Annotated in this window: 17 protein-coding genes; 10 read left to right on the top strand and 7 right to left on the bottom strand. The window is 49.7% G+C overall.

Annotated elements, in window-relative coordinates; all coding sequences use genetic code 11:
• Positions 1–214 precede the first annotated feature (214 nt).
• Positions 215–2,848, top strand: a complete 2,634-nt coding sequence (locus M0L20_RS21680) for a S8 family peptidase (protein ID WP_248478994.1) — start codon at positions 215–217, stop codon at positions 2,846–2,848.
• A 94-nt stretch (positions 2,849–2,942) separates the two neighbouring features.
• On the opposite strand, the gene M0L20_RS21685 is transcribed toward M0L20_RS21680, so the two are convergent.
• Positions 2,943–3,275: a hypothetical protein gene (locus M0L20_RS21685; protein ID WP_248478995.1), complete on the bottom strand. Its 333-nt coding sequence runs from the start codon at positions 3,273–3,275 to the stop codon at positions 2,943–2,945.
• Positions 3,276–3,572: 297 nt separating this feature from the next.
• Here M0L20_RS21685 and ispG point away from each other — a divergent pair, with 297 nt between their 5' ends.
• The 4 genes from ispG (at position 3,573) to M0L20_RS21705 (ending at position 6,844) form a co-directional block, all read left to right on the top strand.
• Positions 3,573–5,600, top strand: coding sequence for a (E)-4-hydroxy-3-methylbut-2-enyl-diphosphate synthase (gene ispG / locus M0L20_RS21690; protein ID WP_248478997.1), 2,028 nt, complete (start codon positions 3,573–3,575; stop codon positions 5,598–5,600).
• Between the two features lie 92 nt (positions 5,601–5,692).
• Positions 5,693–5,881, top strand: a complete 189-nt coding sequence (locus tag M0L20_RS21695; protein ID WP_248478998.1) for a DUF6728 family protein — start codon at positions 5,693–5,695, stop codon at positions 5,879–5,881.
• Complete coding sequence (locus M0L20_RS21700; protein WP_248478999.1) at positions 5,878–6,228, top strand: MmcQ/YjbR family DNA-binding protein; 351 nt, start codon at positions 5,878–5,880, stop codon at positions 6,226–6,228. The genes M0L20_RS21695 and M0L20_RS21700 overlap by 4 nt, the downstream gene beginning before the upstream one ends.
• A gap of 67 nt (positions 6,229–6,295) precedes the next feature.
• A complete protein-coding gene (locus M0L20_RS21705; protein WP_248479000.1) occupies positions 6,296–6,844 on the top strand; it encodes a tetratricopeptide repeat protein in 549 nt (182 codons plus the stop codon).
• A gap of 79 nt (positions 6,845–6,923) precedes the next feature.
• Here M0L20_RS21705 and M0L20_RS21710 read toward each other — a convergent pair whose 3' ends face one another.
• Both M0L20_RS21710 and gldC read right to left on the bottom strand, forming a co-directional pair.
• Positions 6,924–8,117, bottom strand: a complete 1,194-nt coding sequence (locus M0L20_RS21710; protein WP_232558695.1) for a thioredoxin family protein — start codon at positions 8,115–8,117, stop codon at positions 6,924–6,926.
• A 66-nt stretch (positions 8,118–8,183) separates the two neighbouring features.
• Complete coding sequence (gene gldC / locus M0L20_RS21715; RefSeq protein ID WP_232558696.1) at positions 8,184–8,534, bottom strand: gliding motility protein GldC; 351 nt, start codon at positions 8,532–8,534, stop codon at positions 8,184–8,186.
• Positions 8,535–8,611: 77 nt separating this feature from the next.
• Between gldC and M0L20_RS21720 the strand changes: the two genes are divergently transcribed.
• Together M0L20_RS21720 and M0L20_RS21725 are read left to right on the top strand one after the other, a co-directional pair.
• Positions 8,612–8,956, top strand: a complete 345-nt coding sequence (locus M0L20_RS21720) for an ArsC family reductase (RefSeq protein WP_248479001.1) — start codon at positions 8,612–8,614, stop codon at positions 8,954–8,956.
• A 13-nt stretch (positions 8,957–8,969) separates the two neighbouring features.
• Entirely contained in the window at positions 8,970–9,368 is a 399-nt protein-coding gene (locus M0L20_RS21725) for a group III truncated hemoglobin (protein WP_232558698.1), read from the top strand.
• A gap of 71 nt (positions 9,369–9,439) precedes the next feature.
• Here the strand turns inward: M0L20_RS21725 and M0L20_RS21730 are convergent, their stop codons facing one another.
• The gene (locus tag M0L20_RS21730; RefSeq protein WP_232558699.1) at positions 9,440–10,204 is read right to left on the bottom strand and encodes a DUF4197 domain-containing protein; all 765 of its coding nucleotides are present in this window, start codon (positions 10,202–10,204) and stop codon (positions 9,440–9,442) included.
• A gap of 134 nt (positions 10,205–10,338) precedes the next feature.
• Here M0L20_RS21730 and M0L20_RS21735 point away from each other — a divergent pair, with 134 nt between their 5' ends.
• From M0L20_RS21735 to M0L20_RS21745, 3 genes are all read left to right on the top strand, one after another.
• Positions 10,339–11,592, top strand: a complete 1,254-nt coding sequence (locus tag M0L20_RS21735) for a competence/damage-inducible protein A (protein WP_248479002.1) — start codon at positions 10,339–10,341, stop codon at positions 11,590–11,592.
• 96 nt (positions 11,593–11,688) lie between these two features.
• Positions 11,689–13,152: a dihydrolipoamide acetyltransferase family protein gene (locus tag M0L20_RS21740; protein ID WP_248479003.1), complete on the top strand. Its 1,464-nt coding sequence runs from the start codon at positions 11,689–11,691 to the stop codon at positions 13,150–13,152.
• Positions 13,153–13,193: 41 nt separating this feature from the next.
• Complete coding sequence (locus tag M0L20_RS21745; RefSeq protein WP_248479004.1) at positions 13,194–13,721, top strand: 5' nucleotidase, NT5C type; 528 nt, start codon at positions 13,194–13,196, stop codon at positions 13,719–13,721.
• Between the two features lie 115 nt (positions 13,722–13,836).
• Here the strand turns inward: M0L20_RS21745 and M0L20_RS21750 are convergent, their stop codons facing one another.
• The 3 genes from M0L20_RS21750 to M0L20_RS21760 all read right to left on the bottom strand — a co-directional run bounded on the left by M0L20_RS21750 (position 13,837) and on the right by M0L20_RS21760 (position 16,170).
• Entirely contained in the window at positions 13,837–14,643 is an 807-nt protein-coding gene (locus tag M0L20_RS21750) for an acyl-CoA desaturase (protein WP_248479005.1), read from the bottom strand.
• Between the two features lie 163 nt (positions 14,644–14,806).
• Entirely contained in the window at positions 14,807–15,466 is a 660-nt protein-coding gene (locus M0L20_RS21755) for a DUF4159 domain-containing protein (protein ID WP_248479007.1), read from the bottom strand.
• The gene (locus M0L20_RS21760) at positions 15,463–16,170 is read right to left on the bottom strand and encodes a 16S rRNA (uracil(1498)-N(3))-methyltransferase (protein ID WP_248479008.1); all 708 of its coding nucleotides are present in this window, start codon (positions 16,168–16,170) and stop codon (positions 15,463–15,465) included. Before M0L20_RS21760 ends, M0L20_RS21755 begins: the two co-directional genes overlap by 4 nt.
• Between the last annotated feature and the right edge of the window lie 20 nt (positions 16,171–16,190).

Genomic DNA, 16,190 nt, shown 5'->3' on the forward strand with positions numbered 1-16,190 from the left:
TTCGACGGACACCTCTATCATGAAGAGATGGTATTAACGCTTTTGCCTTTCGTCTGGACGCTCTTTTTAGGAGTCGACAGGCTATTTAAACCGAAACCGACACGCTCCCTCACTAAATCAATAAATAATTCTATCGATTACGTAATAACCATTTTTTTTACTCCATCTTTATCCAAGTAGTTTATAATTTCTTTTATAATATCTCAACTTTCCTATGAAATTATTTTTACGAACGGGCAGATGGGTTGTTACCTCTGCGCTCACCATGCTATGCTTATCGTCGCTGAGTCAAGCGCAAAACCCTAAGCAAGTAGCTAAGGATGCCAAAGTGTCGCCTGATTTGTATGCCATTATCAGCAACAACGGCAATCCAAATCAGGCACCCATTGATGGGTTGCAACGCCCCAATTTATTCAAAACAGCTGGCAACACGATCGCTATTGACGCGACAGCCAACTCCGAACAGGAAGGGGAAGCTTTATTACAAGCGTTGCAAGCCCTGGGGCTTCAGCGAGGATTGGCATACAAGCAAAAAGTATCGGGCTATTTGCCGATCGACAAGCTTACGGAGCTAAAAAAAATACCATCGCTAAAATTTGCCCGTCCTTCTTATAAACCCAAAAATCGGGTTGGATCGGTTACCTCACAGGGCGACGCAGCACTACGGGCGGATGTTGCCCGCTCAGCTTATGGTGTATCAGGCTCGGGGGTTAAAGTAGGAATCTTGTCTGATTCGTACAATGCGCTGGGTGGAGCAGCCGCTGGTGTAGCATCCGGCGATCTGCCTTCCGGTGTAGAAGTGCTTTCGGACCTCCCTACAGGTGAAGGAACTGACGAAGGGCGCGCCATGGCCGAATTGGTTCACGATATAGCCCCTGGCTCCCCCATTGCTTTCCATACGGCCTACAATACAGAGCTTGAGTTTGCGCAGGGTATTCGTAATCTGGCCAACATTGGCTGTAAAATTATTACGGATGATGTCGGGTATTTTGCTGAACCATTTTTTCAGGACGGCGTCGTTGCCCAGGCCGTTGATGATGTTGTTAACAACAAGGGAGTAACGTATTTTTCGTCGGCAGGCAACTCCGGTCGTTTCTCCTACCAGAACTCGTTCAAGCCTGTTTCTTTCAAAGATCCTCAGTACGATTCAAACACGTATACAGCTCACGATTTCGGCGGAGGTGACATCAAACAAAGTATCACGATTCCAGGGAGAGGGGGCACGGCCATCTTTAGTTTTCAATGGGATGATCCATTCTTTTCCGTTAGTGGCGGTGCAGGTGCCAAAACGGATATGGATGTCCTGGTTTATTACAACGGAGTCCTTCTGGCAAACTTGTCGGGAATTGACGCCAACGAAGGCAATGACCCGGTTGAAATCATCGGTGTACAAAATAATGGTAGCGCTGCGATTACCATTGAAATCGCTCTTGTTAAATACTCGGGACCAGACCCAACGCTGGTTAAGTGGATAAATTTTGGTGATGATGTTGTTGTTGAACATGACACGAAAAGCTCGACAATTGCTGGCCACCCAAACGCTAGTCGTTGTATTGCCGTAGGTGCTGCTCCCTACTATAACACGCCGGCATTCAAGGGTGCTTTGACAACAGCTATCATCGAACCCTTTTCGTCCGCCGGTGGAACGCCCATTCTTTTCAACACCAATGGTACGCGCATCAGCTCAGTCACGCGCCAGAAACCCGAGATCACGTCTGTTGATGGTACGAATACCACGTTCTTTTATGCCGACTCAGGTAGTGACCCGGATTCCTTTCCAAACTTTTTCGGCACATCAGCCGCTGCCCCTCATGCCGCAGCAGTAGCTGCTCTGATGAAAGAAAAAGGAGGCAACAGTCTGTCCACCAATTCGATTCTTTCAGCGCTGGAGCAAACGGCACTGGATATGGACGATCCGGTAACAGCCGGCTTTGATTCGGGTTTTGACTTTGGAACTGGTTATGGCTTCATTCAGGCGGACAAAGCGATTCAGGCCATTAGTGCCACGTCATCGGATTTCGCTATCGTTGGCGTAACTAAAGTGACCTGCACCACGGTTTCGGCGGGACTGCGCACGTTGACATTCAATCCCCAATACGCAGGATTGAGCGGTCAGCCTATTTTGTTTTCCGTAGCGAATGAGTTGAGCCCTACGACAAACCCTGGTCCTTACACGCTTAATCTATACATCGACAATCCGGTAATCACACTCAAAGCAACGCAGGCAGGCTCCTCCGGTGAAGCAAGCTTTACCTATAACTGGCTCGACGCCTGTGGAACCAACACAATCCCATCGGGTTCTTTTTCAATTATCGGTGTAACAACGGTAACCTGCACAGCAGTAACCCCTAGTCAGCGCACGTTAACGTTTAATCCCCAATACGCAGGACTAAGTGGCCAGCCTGTGTCCTTTTCCGTGGTCAATGAATTGCTACCAACAACCAACCCCGGTCCGTATACGCTAACGATCTATACCGATAATCCAGTGATTACGCTCAAAGCAACCCAAACGGGAACCGCCACAGAAGCAAGCTTTACCTATAACTGGCTGGCCGCTTGTGGATCAACCGGCGCACGTCTGGCCGCCGAAATGGGCTCTGGCTTACAGGTGGACGTATTAGGCAACCCCGTGGGCGAAACCGCCGACATCGAAATTAAAGGCGTTTCCGGGCAATCCGTACAACTCAACTTGATCGACGTTCAAGGAAAAGTGTTGCAACAGCGGACGATCGATCAGGCCAAATCCGTTGAACGGCTTAGCTTACCAGTGAATGGTCGGAAAGGATTGCTTTTCTTGCACGTTGGCACGGCTTCCGAACAAAAATCCGTTAAATTGATCAAGCAGTAAGCCGAACAATTCGTCAAGTAAAAACGTAAATCCCGCCAGCGACCTAACTAATCGGTCACTGACGGGATTTGCGTTTCTCAAGGAATAAAGGCACTTACAGCGTATCTCGTTTAGCGGCCCGTCTGGCAGCCCGCTTTGCTTTTATTTCTTTTTCTTTCTGGTCGAGTTTGTCCCCTACCTTTTTCGTTTCTTCGCTGATTTCCTGACCAGCTACTTTCGTTTTTTCCTTTACTTCCTGACCAACTTCTGTGGCCGCATCGCCAACACGACGACCTGCGGTCTTCACGTCATCTTTCACCCGAGCTTTCCGTTCGGCCCGCTCCTGCTTACGCATTTCTTTGGTGCTCGCGGCTGTACTATCCTGGGCGTAGGCTCCGACAGTTACCATCAGAACCAGCGCGATAACACTTACTATCTTGGTTTTCATGTTCTATTTTTTTGTGTAAATGATAGGTTGTACGTTCAGTTTCCGGTTCAGCCATGTAGCTAAGCCCGCTAAACTTTATCAGCTTAATTCAACTCGCTTCGGATTATAATGTTTATTAACGTTGTGTTAAACCAACTCATAGTCAGCGCAAAGAGTCTCAACAGATGAAATTTCAAAGGCGAACATTTATGCGAAACACAACGTTTTCAGGACAAACAGATAACAACGAAGAAGGACCTTTTTCCGTACCTTTGTTTACGACAACCATCTGTGTCAATCGGCTGTGCCGCTATTTGTATGCTTGATTCGCTGCTCACTCCTTCTATTTCGGCGGCAACGCCAGACTCACCAGTACTGTATACGCCTTCGCTGACGCAATACAACCGCCGGAAAACGATTACGGTCACCATTGGCGACGTACCGCTAGGCTCCGATTATCCGATTCGGGTTCAGTCCATGACCACCATTGACACGATGGACACGCTTGGCTCTGTGGAGCAGAGTATTCGCATGATCGAAGCCGGTTGTGAGTATATCCGCATTACGGCACCCAGTGTGAAGGAAGCGCAGAATCTAGAGAATATTCGGAAGGAATTGCGGGCGCGTGGCTATACAACCCCTCTGGTAGCCGACATTCACTTCACACCCAATGCGGCTGAACTGGCAGCGCGCATCGTTGAGAAAGTTCGCATCAACCCTGGCAACTACGCCGACCGCAAGCGGTTCGAGTTTATCGATTACACCGATGCTGCCTATGCCGCTGAACTGGGCCGTATCCGGGAAAAATTTCTGCCGCTAGTCCGCATTTGCAAAGAGTACGGTACGGCGATGCGCATCGGCACGAACCACGGCTCCTTGTCCGACCGGATTCTGAGCCGCTATGGCGATACACCCGTGGGCATGGTTGAATCGGCATTGGAGTTCCTGCGCATTTGCGAGAACGAAAAGTATTATAACATCGTTTTGTCGATGAAGTCGAGCAATCCGCAGGTGATGGTGCAAGCGTACCGCCTGCTGGTGCAGCGACTGGCCGAAGAAGGCTTACAACCTTATCCGTTACACCTTGGCGTCACGGAAGCAGGTGAAGCCGAAGATGGACGCATCAAGTCAGCACTGGGTATCGGCACACTCCTCGAAGATGGCATTGGCGACACAGTTCGCGTATCGCTGACCGAAGAGCCGGAGCGAGAAGCGCCCGTTGCACAGGCCCTGATTGATCGCTATACCAACCGGGCGGCTACTACGACGCCCATTCCGCCCGTTACAAATTACCCCATCAATCCGTTCCAATATACCCGCCGGACTACGCACGAGGTAGCTAATTTTGGCGGTCAGAACGTACCACGGGTCATTGCCGATTACAGTCAGATTCGGGTTACGGACCACGACGCGCTACAGCCAATCGGTCATTTTTATCTGCCCGTGCCCGACAAATGGCGTATGAATGACCTCGGTGCCGACTACATTTACACCGGTTCGCATCCGGCGCAGTTCATGTTGCCCAACGGCTTGAAGGAGATTCAGGACTTTGCGGTCTGGCAAACAAATGGAGATCAGGTTAACGCTTTCCCGTTATTAACCGCAGCGGAATACCTAACCGCTCAGTCAACCGCGCTTAAGCTTCATAACCGATTGAACATCGTACGGGTAGTACTGGCTGATTTGTCGCATGAGCTGTTGAAAGCGCTCCGTTTGAATAAGACGGCGGTTCTGCTGATCGCAACGGAAAATGCCCATGCGATGGCTGAATTACGCCGGTTGGTCATCGAGTTGATCAATCCAGAACAGACCAGCGATTCGATAACGATACCCGTTGTCATCCAACGCAGCTATTCAGCAGTACCCGAAGAAGATGTGCCCTTATTTGCCGCTACCGACGTTGGTGGATTGCTGATTGATGGTCTGGGTGATGGCGTTATGCTTTCGCCGAACTCAGCCTCAGCGGACGAGCTAAAACGGCTTAATAATCTGGCCTTCGGTATCTTGCAGGCTGCCCGGACGCGCATTACCAAAACGGAATACATTTCGTGCCCTTCCTGTGGCCGAACGCTGTTTGACCTGCAGGAAACGACGGCACACATCCGTCAGCGCACGGACCATCTCAAAGGCGTCAAAATTGGCATTATGGGCTGTATCGTAAATGGTCCTGGTGAAATGGCCGATGCCGATTATGGTTATGTGGGGATTGGTCGCGATAAGATTGCGCTTTACCGGGGGCAGCAGGTCATTAAAAAGTCAGTTCCTGCCGACCGGGCCGTTGACGAATTAATCGACCTTATTCGTGAAGATAATCGTTGGATTGAGCCTGAAAAAGTTGATTTGTAGTGACTCAACACGCTATAAATTTTGTTAGTTAACTAGGGCGGGCTATGTTTAAGTCGTAAGCACTAGCAACTACAACCCGCCCATTACTCTTTATGAATCGCTTTCTCGATTACCTGAAAATTGGTCCTGTTTTTTCGTACTTTCTTCGCGTTTTCCGTAAGCCGGACCCAAACCATCCGACAAACGTGAACCTGCGCATGATGCACGGCATTAACCGGGTCTCTATTGTCATGTTCTTGTTTGCCATTATTGTTTACACCGTTCGCCACTGCGTCCGATGAACATCGAAACCCTGCGTGATTACTGCCTGACAAAAGCGGGTGTTACCGAGTCGTTTCCCTTTGGCGAAACGACGCTGGTATTTAAGGTTGGCGGTAAAATATTTGCGCTTGCCGACATCGAAAGCCGCCCTACCACTGTCAACCTTAAGTGTGATCCTGAGCGGGCGGTGCAACTGCGGGACGAATACTCGGCGGTTATGCCGGGCTATCACATGAACAAAACGCACTGGAACACCGTCCTGATTGATGGTAGCGTCCGGAGCAGCATGGTTCAGGAGTGGATTGATCATTCCTACGAATTAGTCCGCAAGAGTTTACCCAAAGCCATTCGGGAGCAATTAAACTGACCCATCGGCTTGCCCCGACAGGGCTAAAAGTTGTAATTTCGCAAGGCTAGAAAACCAGACCTGTGTTATGGAAGTTGCGTTGATATGTCTGCTGTTTGTAGTGTATTTAACCATTCGCTACTACCTCGTTGATCACGACACACCAGCCGACAAAGATCGAAATCGATTTCGGAAAGGAATGGAGATGATCAGTAATCGGAATATTACCGGCGCTCATTCTTATTTCGACGAAGCGGTTCGTCAGCACCCGAAATCGGCCATTGCCTACGCATATCGGGGAAAGTGCCAGCTCGTTCAGGAAAATTATTACTCCGCTATCTACGATCTTACGCAGGCGATCAACCGCGACAATACGTTGGCTGACTGCTATCTGGACCGGGGTATTGCTTATTACAAAACCGAGCAGTTCAACGACGCTTTCCGCGAGTTTGACAAAGCGGTCTGGCACTTCCGTGACGAGCAACCGGATGCTTACCGGTGGCGCGCCCTGGCCCGGATTCAGGTTCGGCAACTGCCGCAGGCTGAAAGTGATTTACGCCGGGCCGTTTCACTGGGCGACGAAAATTCATTTCACCTGCTGCTTCAACCGCCGTTTACCAAACCGGTAAGCGTTTAATAGATTAAAAGAGGCTTGGTGGGATGTGATGTCGGGTTTTGACATTCCATCCCACCAAGCCTCTTTTAGTACGCAGAGACTATTTCAATTTAGCCATTTGCTCTACATTCCGGCGAGTGTCCAGTCGGCTTGCCTGCGCCAGTTCCATCGATTTCTGAGCCGCTTTCTGCGCATCGGCACTCTTACCACCGCGTCGATAAGCTTCCGCTAATTCAAAGTACAGATCAGCCTGTTCTTTCGGAGCAGGTTTCGCAGCAAGACCCTTATTGACCCACTTCACCACCGTTGGCGCATCCGTAGCATCGGGACTTGCCCGGTTGAAAAGCCGGGAGATGTAGATGTACTCAGGCGCTGATAGTTGGTTTGATGCTACCTGGCTGTCCATCCGCTCCACAGCCTTGCCCGTTTGCCGAGCACGGAAATACGCATTGACTTCGGGCAGTAACGTGCGGTTAGCCGCCACTCTCGGATCAATACCAATCTTCGTTAGACCCTGACGTACCTCCAGAATCTTGGCTACTGGATACTGAGCCCCCCGCCCGCTGTATAAGGACGACATTAGAATGTTTTCGGCTACCTGCTGCGTTGGTTCGGCCCCGTACGCTTTCCGGTAGGTGTCCAGATGGCCCAGCATGTACTGAAACATGGGGTTTTCGAAGTCCAGAACCAGCTTCTGCAACGCGAGCCAGTTGGTCTGGTTGGCATACGTAGCGGGAGACTGCTGACGAGCGTATTCATTCATGGCCGCGATATTTGCCACTGTATCTTTCGTAACGCGGCTATACATCGCATAGTCGATCAGGAAATTAGGAGCCCGTTCGCCTTGCTGATAGCGTGACTTCATAGCTTGACTACGACCCGATGGACTCAACGCGTTAGTGCCGTGCCGAATCACTTCATCCGTCGAGTTGTTACTCATTGCGAAATGAACCAGATTCTGCTGTGGATCGAAATACAGAAACAAAGGCAACGAGGGTACGAACAAATGGTGCTTATCCAGAAATGTTCGTGTCGATGGTTGGCCTATGTCTAGTTTCGTGCTGAGAAACTTGTCGTTGTAGTACTTTCCCACGCGGGCGTCGGCCAATGTAGGGACGAAGCTTTGGCAAACGTGACAGGTAGGCGAAAAAATCTCGACAAATACCGGTTTACCCGCTCGGCGAGCTTCCTGAAATACTTTTTCTACCGGCGTCTGCTTAAATTGAATTCCCTGCTTTTGATTTTGGGCAAGGGCAATCTGAGCGACGAAGAGTAGCAGAAGAATCTTTTTCATACATTAATAATCATTGCCAGGTAGGCTATAGCAAATTAACGACCAATTGGGTCGCTTCGGTGTCAGCTACTGCTGCTTTTGCTGCTCTTTAATTTCTTCTTCGAGACGCTTGCTCAGCACCCGACAGGTGTTTTCAATGTCAGTAGCCATCTGTTTGTCACCCGTTGCATTGACCGCCGTGTCAGCGATGCCGCTCATCATCTCGATCAGGAAGCGCTTCATGTCCACTACTTCCATTTCCTTTGTCCAAAGATCAATTTTCAGCGTGCTGTTGTGGTACTGATCCCAAAGTGCAATGGCAATGGCACGCGTATCGCTGAGGCCCTCGTTTGGGTTATCGGTAGCTTCCCAGTAAATTTTCTCGGGAATATTCTGATTGTCTAACTCGACCGTAAAATGAATGTCTGATTTTTTCATAGACACAAATTTACGGAACGCAGTCGGGAATTGTATGGCCCAAATCGCCTACTTTCGTCCTAAAGCAAGCAACTTGTATGTATACTTTATACGCCATTCCAAATTGTGATACTGTCAAAAAAGCCCGCGTCTGGCTAGCCGAGCATGGTATTGAGTACCAATTTCACGATTATAAAAAACAGGGTATTGATCGAAAAACGATTGAACACTGGCTTACGCAAAAGTCATGGGAGGACCTGATAAACCGCGCCGGAACAACCTGGAAGAAATTACCCGACGCCGAAAAGCCAGCCAACGCCGGTGACGCTATTACCCTGATGATCGACAAACCATCGGTGATTCGCCGGCCCCTGATTGAATCGAATGGTCAATTAATTTTGTTAGGCTTTAAAGCGGATCAATACGAAGAAGTGTTCGTATAAAAGCAACGAAGTCATGCCAACAAGAACTCTGAATTCGCCGGAAGATGTTCGTTTTCTGGTCGATTCTTTTTACGAAAAAGTACAGGCTGATCCACTCATTGGCCCCGTCTTTACCGATGTAGCCCAGGTTGACTGGTCGAAACACTTACCCAAAATGTACGCCTTTTGGGAGAATTTGATTTTAGGAAACAACACCTACCACGGTCATCCGTTCCGACCCCATCTGATCATCAATCAGCAGCATACGCTCACCATGGACCATTTCGAGCGTTGGTTATCGTTGTTTTCGGCCACGCTGACCGAGAACTTCACGGGCGAAACCGCCGAGCAGGTCCGACAGCGGGCTACCCAGATCGCGCTGGTCTGGAACAATAAGCTGGAGTATCTAAACAACGATTCCTACATGGGCTAAAACCACGTGAAGCCGCTAAGTTTCGTTTGGCGGGACTTAGCGGCTTCATATACCTTCGTAACAATTGGCTTTTACTGTTTGCTGAATACTCGTTTGAGCAGATCCGTGACCCGTGCCGCCGGATTTTCGCGAATTTTTGATTCTTCCTGCGCGACAAGAATAAATAAACCGTCAACCGCTTTGTTGGTAGCGTATTCCGTTAGGTTCGGATTCGCTTTTTGCACGAATGGCAGTTTGTTGTACGTATTGACGAGATCGCTGTAATAGCGCGTTGCGTTGTTTTTCTTTAGGGTGCTGTCAATAATGGGCGTAAACTGCATGACGAGTTGTTGTCCTGATGTACGGCGCAGGTATTGCGTAGCCGCGTCGTTTGACCCCCTCAAAATACCCACTGCATCCTGAATACTCATGGATGTGATCGCTTTAACGAACACGGGAGCAGCTTTTTTAGCAGCATCCTCAGCAGCTCGGTTCAACGATAACTCAAACTGATCGACCTGTTTGTTAAGACCAATCTGACGAAGTTTCGTCGCTACTTTTTGCGCTTCGGGTGGAAAAGCAATCTTTAATAAAGGATTCTTAAAGTAACCATCTACCTGCGATGCCTGCGTGGAGCCATTCGTTACACCAATACGAAGTGCCTCTTTAAGCCCGGAAGCAATATCGCTGTTTGTCAACCCTCCCGCTGTTCCGGCAGAGGGCTGCGTAACAGCATCGAGAATCTTACCAAAAATGCCCCCACCGGATGACTTCTGACGGGTGGAGTCCTGAGCGAAGCTGGTTGTACTAAGCAGTGTCGCCAGCAATGTAGCGGTAAGCACACTTTTTTTCATCATTGATAAATTAGGTTGCGGTTTAATAACGGCCAACGCCCCTAAATCGTTTTTTCGTACTTTTGACCGCTGCCAGAAGCGAAGGTTTAATAACGAATCGCTTCAAACTTTATGACGACCTTCGGGTTGCATTTCTTATGACCAACACGATCCGTGCCGAAGTGATCACCATCGGCGACGAAATACTCTTCGGACAAATTACCGACACCAATACGGCCTGGCTGGGAACCGAACTAACAAACATCGGCATCCGCGTCGTTCGCAAATCGTCCGTTGGCGATCAGGCCAATGTCATTCTGGACGTTCTTCACGAAGCGCACCAACGCGCCGACGTGATTATCCTGACCGGAGGACTGGGACCGACCAAAGACGACATTACCAAGAAAACCTTGTGCACGTACTTTGGCGTAGGTATGGTGCGCAATGAAGAGGCCCTGGCGCTGGTAACGAGTTTCTTCGTCAAGCGAGGCCGCGAAATGACAGACCTCAACCGGGGCCAGGCGGACCTACCAGCCAACGCTGTTTATATGCAGAATGACTGGGGTACGGCTCCCGGTATGTGGTTCGAACACGAAGGCCGGGTATACGTTTCGTTGCCGGGCGTTCCGTTCGAGATGAAACATTTGATGACGAATCGAATCCTTCCCAAGTTACGCGGGCATTTCAACAGGCCGGTGATCAAGCACAAAATGATTCGGACGGTTGGCATTGGCGAATCATTCTTGGCGGAACGCATTGAAGCCTGGGAAGACGCACTGCCCGACCCGATCAAACTGGCGTACCTGCCCAGCTTTGGCGGTGTTAAACTACGGCTGACCACGACGGGTAACGACGAAGCAATACTCGACCAGCAATTGGCCGAACAGGTAGAAAAAGTACTTCCATTGATCGAAAAGAACGTATTTGGCTTCGATAATGACGAACTTGAAACGGTCGTTGGCCGGCTATTAAGCGAGAAAGGTCTTACACTTAGCATTGCAGAAAGCTGTACCGGTGGCTATGTATCGTCCCAGATCACGAAAATACCCGGCTCGTCGGCGTACTTCTGGGGAAGCGTTGTCAGCTACAGCAACATCGTCAAGGTGAACCAGTTGGGCGTTACTCCTGAAACGCTGGATCAGTTCGGCGCGGTCAGTGAGGAGACGGTTCGGCAGATGGCCGAAGGTGTCCGTAAAGCGTTAGGAACCAATGTCGGCATTGCCACCAGCGGAATCGCCGGGCCTGACGGTGGAACACCTGACAAACCCGTCGGCACGATCTGGATCGCCTGCTCGACCGATGAACGCACCGTTGCCCGGTTGCTCAAGCTCGGTCAGTACCGCGATCAAAATATTCAATTGACCTCCACGTATGTACTTAATATGCTGCGGGAAGAATTATTGACGCTGTAAAACAGAAAGTAGGACGAGCCTGGTGAATGCGCTGCGTTTGGGAATTTTCCTTCCCCGTTTTTCGCTGCCAGCTCCTACCCTCTAACTCCTATAAACATGGCACTAATTGACATGGTAATGCCCAAAATGGGCGAAAGTATAATGGAGTGTACGGTTATTGGGTGGCTTAAACAGCCAGGCGACCGTATTGACGCCGACGAATCCGTGCTGGAAGTAGCCACGGATAAGGTGGACACCGAAGTACCAGCACCCGAAAATGGAATCCTGAAAGAACTACTTGTTAAAGACGGCGACGTGGTAGCCGTTGGTGCGCCGATTGCCCGTATTGAAACCGACATTGAGGAAAACCAGCCGTCAGCGGAGGGCACCCCTCCACTTCCACCGAATCAAACGCCTGAAGGGATCGGTGATGTAGCCAACGTTCCCGACGATATTGAAAACAACGATCAGTCCGAGGTATCGGAATCTGCGCGGGAGCTAGAAACCAGTATCGCGGCCATGAGCAGCCGCCCCGCCAATCCCGACAAAGCGGTTGCCGCTTCGGCCACGGCGTTGGCGGGCACGCAGACGGCATTTCCTGACCGTTTCTACTCCCCACTGGTACTGAACATTGCCAAGGAAGAAGGTGTTTCGCGCGATGAACTCGACCGGATTCCCGGATCAGGTCTCGAAAACCGGGTTACGAAAAAGGATATTCTGGCTTATGTAATCGACCGGGCTGAAGGTAGAGTGTCGCAACCAGCTCCGGCTGCTCAGCCCGCCAAGCCACAACCAGAAGCGCCGAAACCCCAACCCGCTGCATCAGGATCAGCAACGCCTATCAACGGTAATGCGCATGGCTCCGTTAATGGCCAGAACGACATTATCCAGATGGATCGGATGCGTAAAATGATCGCTCAGCGGATGGTGGAATCAAAGCAGATTTCTCCCCACGTTAGTTCGTTCGTTGAGGCCGATCTTACGCCCGTTGTCGAATGGCGGAACCGCGTGAAAGATCAGTTCAAGCAGCAGTACGGTGAAAACCTGACCTATACCCCTATCCTGGTCGAAGCGATTGTCAAAGCGATCAAGGACTTTCCGATGATCAATGTTTCGGTGGAAGGGGATACGATCCTCGTCAAAAAGCCGGTCAACGTTGGTATGGCGGTGGCACTACCTAACGGAAATCTGATTGTACCGGTCATTCACGATGCGGAACAGTATAACCTGGTAGGATTAACCAAGAAAGTAAATGATCTGACCAAACGCGCCCGCGAGAATAAATTAACCGCCGACGATCTGGCCGGAGGAACCTACACCATCTCAAACATCGGTACATTCGGCAACCTCATGGGAACACCGATCATCGTGCAGCCGCAGGTAGCCATCATGGCTTTCGGAGCTATCGTGAAAAAACCCGCTGTGATCGAAACGCCACAGGGCGATTTTATTGGTATTCGGCAGCTGATGTTCCTATCGCACTCGTACGATCACCGTGTCGTCGATGGGTCCTTGGGCGGACAGTTCGTCCGGCGCGTGGCCGATTACCTGGAACAATTTGACGTAAACCGTAAACTCTAATCAGCGATTATAGCCAACCGCCCGTGCGGTTCACTACGAGTATGAAACAACGCATTGCGATTGACATGGACGATGTCATGGCCGATACCCACGCTAAGTTCATCAAGCTTTATCTGGAAGGCGACATGCCCCGCTACACACTGGAAGAGCTAAAGGAAAAATCGTTCCATGAACTGTTCGACGAAAACGAATACAAAGCCATCTCCGAGCGCGTCTATGAAGTAGGTTTCTTCCGCGATATTCCGGTTATGGAAGGTGCGCAGGATGTCATTGCCGATCTGATGGAAAAGTACGACGTTTTTGTTGCCTCGGCGGCCCAGGAGTTTCCTAATTCACTACGCGAAAAATGGGACTGGCTTCAGGAACACTTCCCGGCTATTTCCTGGCATAATTATATTTTCTTGGGTGACAAAAGCGTGTTGAATACCGATTTTCTGATCGACGATCTACCACGTAATCTACGTACCTTTCAGGGTGAAGGGTTATTGTTCGACGCACTTCACAACCGCGATGACCAGCAGTTTCGGCGCGTGAAGTCGTGGCAAGAAATAGCCAAAATATTGTTGTAAATCGGTTTGCGGGGTGGTGTCGGTTATTCGTAACTGACACCACCCCGCAAACCGATTTACAACCAAAACAAAAAGCCCCAAGTTGGGGCTTTTCTGTTATTGACACCTGATGAAACTACGCTTCTACTTTTTCATCAACGAGACGATCGTGACCGACTTCGTGCTGGGCTTTCTTGGCTTCGGCAGAAGGTCTCAACCGAACAATGTGAAGCTTATGCAGAATTCCAATTACCGGGTAGGTAGGATCGAATTCAAACCATTTAGCACCGAAGTTAGCCGCGTTAGGGCGTTTGTGGTGGTTGTTCTGAAACAGTTCGCCCATCATAACCACGTCCAGAATCAGCGAATTTTTTGATTGATCATGGTTATCGAAGTTCGAATAACCGTATTTGTGACCGCTCCAGTTGATGATTGCACCGTGTACAGGCCCCATGACGAAGTGAACTGGTAACAGGAAGAAGAACGCCCAGTGCATGTCCAGGTAAATGAAGGCGAAAATGTAAAACAGGCTGTACAGAACGCCCCAGCCAGCCCGGGAAACCCACGAATCACCAACTTTCTCGATAAAATTCCATTCTGGATAATTCCGGTCGAACTGCCGCTCGATGGCTTGCTTGCGGTGCAAAACGGCGTTGTAAATATTTTTCGTCTGCCACATCATCGTGAATACGTTCTTCGTGTGATGGGGAGAATGAGGATCTTTTGGCGTGTCGCTATAGGCATGGTGCATCCGGTGCAACACGGCATAAGCGCGTGGGCTCAGGTAAGATGACCCTTGCGATACGTACGTTAACAGGTAGAAAAACCGCTCCCAAAACTTGCTCATCGCGAACATTTTATGGGCCGAGTAACGGTGTAAGAAAAATGTTTGGCAAAACAGGGACAGATACCAATGTCCGAGGAATGCGGCCAGTACAATCACAATATTGACTGTTTAAAAGGTGAACAACCGAGTAACATAAAAATACTCCTACAAAACTAACGAAATTTAATCCGTTTTGGGTTGCCTTCTCCAAATAATACTTTAAATTATTTGAAAACAGTCTAAATGGGATTTGTCCATTTATCGGCTTTGCCAAATCAGATCAATTTGTCGTAGTAGCATACTGCAACAGATTAGCGCCCATGCGCAAGGCCTGCTGCCGCATAGGCTCGGGATCATTGTAAACGCTTTGGTCTTCCCAACCGTTCCCCAAATCGCATTCGTAGCTGTAAAAGCACACCAAACGCCCCTGGTAAATCAACCCAAACCCCTGAGGAGCTTTACCATCATGTTCGTGCACTTTCGGCAATCCAGCAGCGAACTTAAACTTTTGCTGATAGACGGGATGGTTAAAAGGCAATTCGACAAACGAAAGTTCGGGAAACACTTTTTTCATCTCCCGCCGAATAAACTTATCCAGGCCGTAGTTGTCGTCAATATGCAAAAAACCGCCCGCCGTCAGATAGCGACGCATATTTTGCACATCAGCCTCGCTAAACGATACGTTCCCGTGTCCCGTCATGTGGATAAACGGATACCCAAAAATGTCGGGGCTGCCGGGCTCCACAATGTCTTCTTCGGGAAAGATGTTCATCCGTAGGTTGGCATTGGCGAACTTAATCAGGTTTGGCATCGAGGTCTTGTTGGCGTACCAGTCGCCCCCGCCGTTATACTTCAGTTTGGCAATTTTATAAGCATACTGGGCAACCGTCACCGACAGCGTTGCCTGGAGGAGAATTAACGTCAGCAGTAGCTTCTTCATACATTTATAAAGTTTAATACCTGACAAGCCGTTAGGGCTGCCGTTTCGGTGCGCAGGCGATTCGCGCCGAGCGTCACCATCTGAAAACCGGCATCCTTGGCCTGTTTAATTTCCTGTTCTGAAAAATCACCTTCGGGTCCGACCAAAACGACGTAATGCCCTCCGGTCGTAGCGGCTTTAGCCAAATGATCAACGGGTTCATCGTCGGGTAAATGCGCAATAAACCGCTGCTTGTCCCCTACGGACGAATCGCTTAACGTTTTTAGCATTTCCCCAAACGAAACGGCTTCGTCGAGTTGCGGCAGATGAGACTGGAGCGACTGCTTCATAGCCGCAATGGCAATCTTCTCTAACCGCTCCAACTTCAACACGCGCCGTTCGGAATGGCTACCGAAAAAAAAGGTAATTTGTTCAATACCAATCTCAACCGCTTTTTCAATAAACCACTCGATCCGGTCGCTATTTTTTGTCGGAGCAACACAGATTTGAACGGAGAACGGACGTGATGGCGTCGATTGGGTGTCGATGATCCGATACGAACAGCGTCGATTGTCGGCCTGGGTAATAACGGCGGAATACCGATTTCCGTGTCCGTCCGTTACGGCAATCGCATCGCCAACTCCTAGTCGTAACGTTTTAATAGCATGGCGAGAATCGTCTTCGGTCAGGTAGGAAACGGGTTCAGGCTGATAGAATAAATGCATGGAAGCAAAAATACACATTC

The organism is Spirosoma liriopis, from assembly GCF_023196085.1.
GTDB classification, from domain to species: Bacteria; Bacteroidota; Bacteroidia; order Cytophagales; family Spirosomataceae; genus Spirosoma; species Spirosoma oryzicola.

Bases quoted from the DNA above. Each gene is read 5' to 3' on its own strand.
- M0L20_RS21720 (WP_248479001.1), top strand. From the start codon at position 8,612: ATGTATACTTTATACGCCATTCCAAATTGTGATACTGTCAAAAAAGCC.
- M0L20_RS21700 (WP_248478999.1), top strand. From the start codon at position 5,878: ATGAACATCGAAACCCTGCGTGATTACTGCCTGACAAAAGCGGGTGTT.
- M0L20_RS21730 (WP_232558699.1), bottom strand. From the start codon at position 10,204: ATGATGAAAAAAAGTGTGCTTACCGCTACATTGCTGGCGACACTGCTT.
- gldC (WP_232558696.1), bottom strand. From the start codon at position 8,534: ATGAAAAAATCAGACATTCATTTTACGGTCGAGTTAGACAATCAGAAT.
- M0L20_RS21685 (WP_248478995.1), bottom strand. From the start codon at position 3,275: ATGAAAACCAAGATAGTAAGTGTTATCGCGCTGGTTCTGATGGTAACT.
- M0L20_RS21695 (WP_248478998.1), top strand. From the start codon at position 5,693: ATGAATCGCTTTCTCGATTACCTGAAAATTGGTCCTGTTTTTTCGTAC.
- M0L20_RS21745 (WP_248479004.1), top strand. From the start codon at position 13,194: ATGAAACAACGCATTGCGATTGACATGGACGATGTCATGGCCGATACC.
- M0L20_RS21710 (WP_232558695.1), bottom strand. From the start codon at position 8,117: ATGAAAAAGATTCTTCTGCTACTCTTCGTCGCTCAGATTGCCCTTGCC.
- M0L20_RS21740 (WP_248479003.1), top strand. From the start codon at position 11,689: ATGGCACTAATTGACATGGTAATGCCCAAAATGGGCGAAAGTATAATG.
- M0L20_RS21755 (WP_248479007.1), bottom strand. From the start codon at position 15,466: ATGAAGAAGCTACTGCTGACGTTAATTCTCCTCCAGGCAACGCTGTCG.
- ispG (WP_248478997.1), top strand. From the start codon at position 3,573: ATGCTTGATTCGCTGCTCACTCCTTCTATTTCGGCGGCAACGCCAGAC.
- M0L20_RS21735 (WP_248479002.1), top strand. From the start codon at position 10,339: ATGACCAACACGATCCGTGCCGAAGTGATCACCATCGGCGACGAAATA.
- M0L20_RS21705 (WP_248479000.1), top strand. From the start codon at position 6,296: ATGGAAGTTGCGTTGATATGTCTGCTGTTTGTAGTGTATTTAACCATT.
- M0L20_RS21760 (WP_248479008.1), bottom strand. From the start codon at position 16,170: ATGCATTTATTCTATCAGCCTGAACCCGTTTCCTACCTGACCGAAGAC.
- M0L20_RS21725 (WP_232558698.1), top strand. From the start codon at position 8,970: ATGCCAACAAGAACTCTGAATTCGCCGGAAGATGTTCGTTTTCTGGTC.
- M0L20_RS21680 (WP_248478994.1), top strand. From the start codon at position 215: ATGAAATTATTTTTACGAACGGGCAGATGGGTTGTTACCTCTGCGCTC.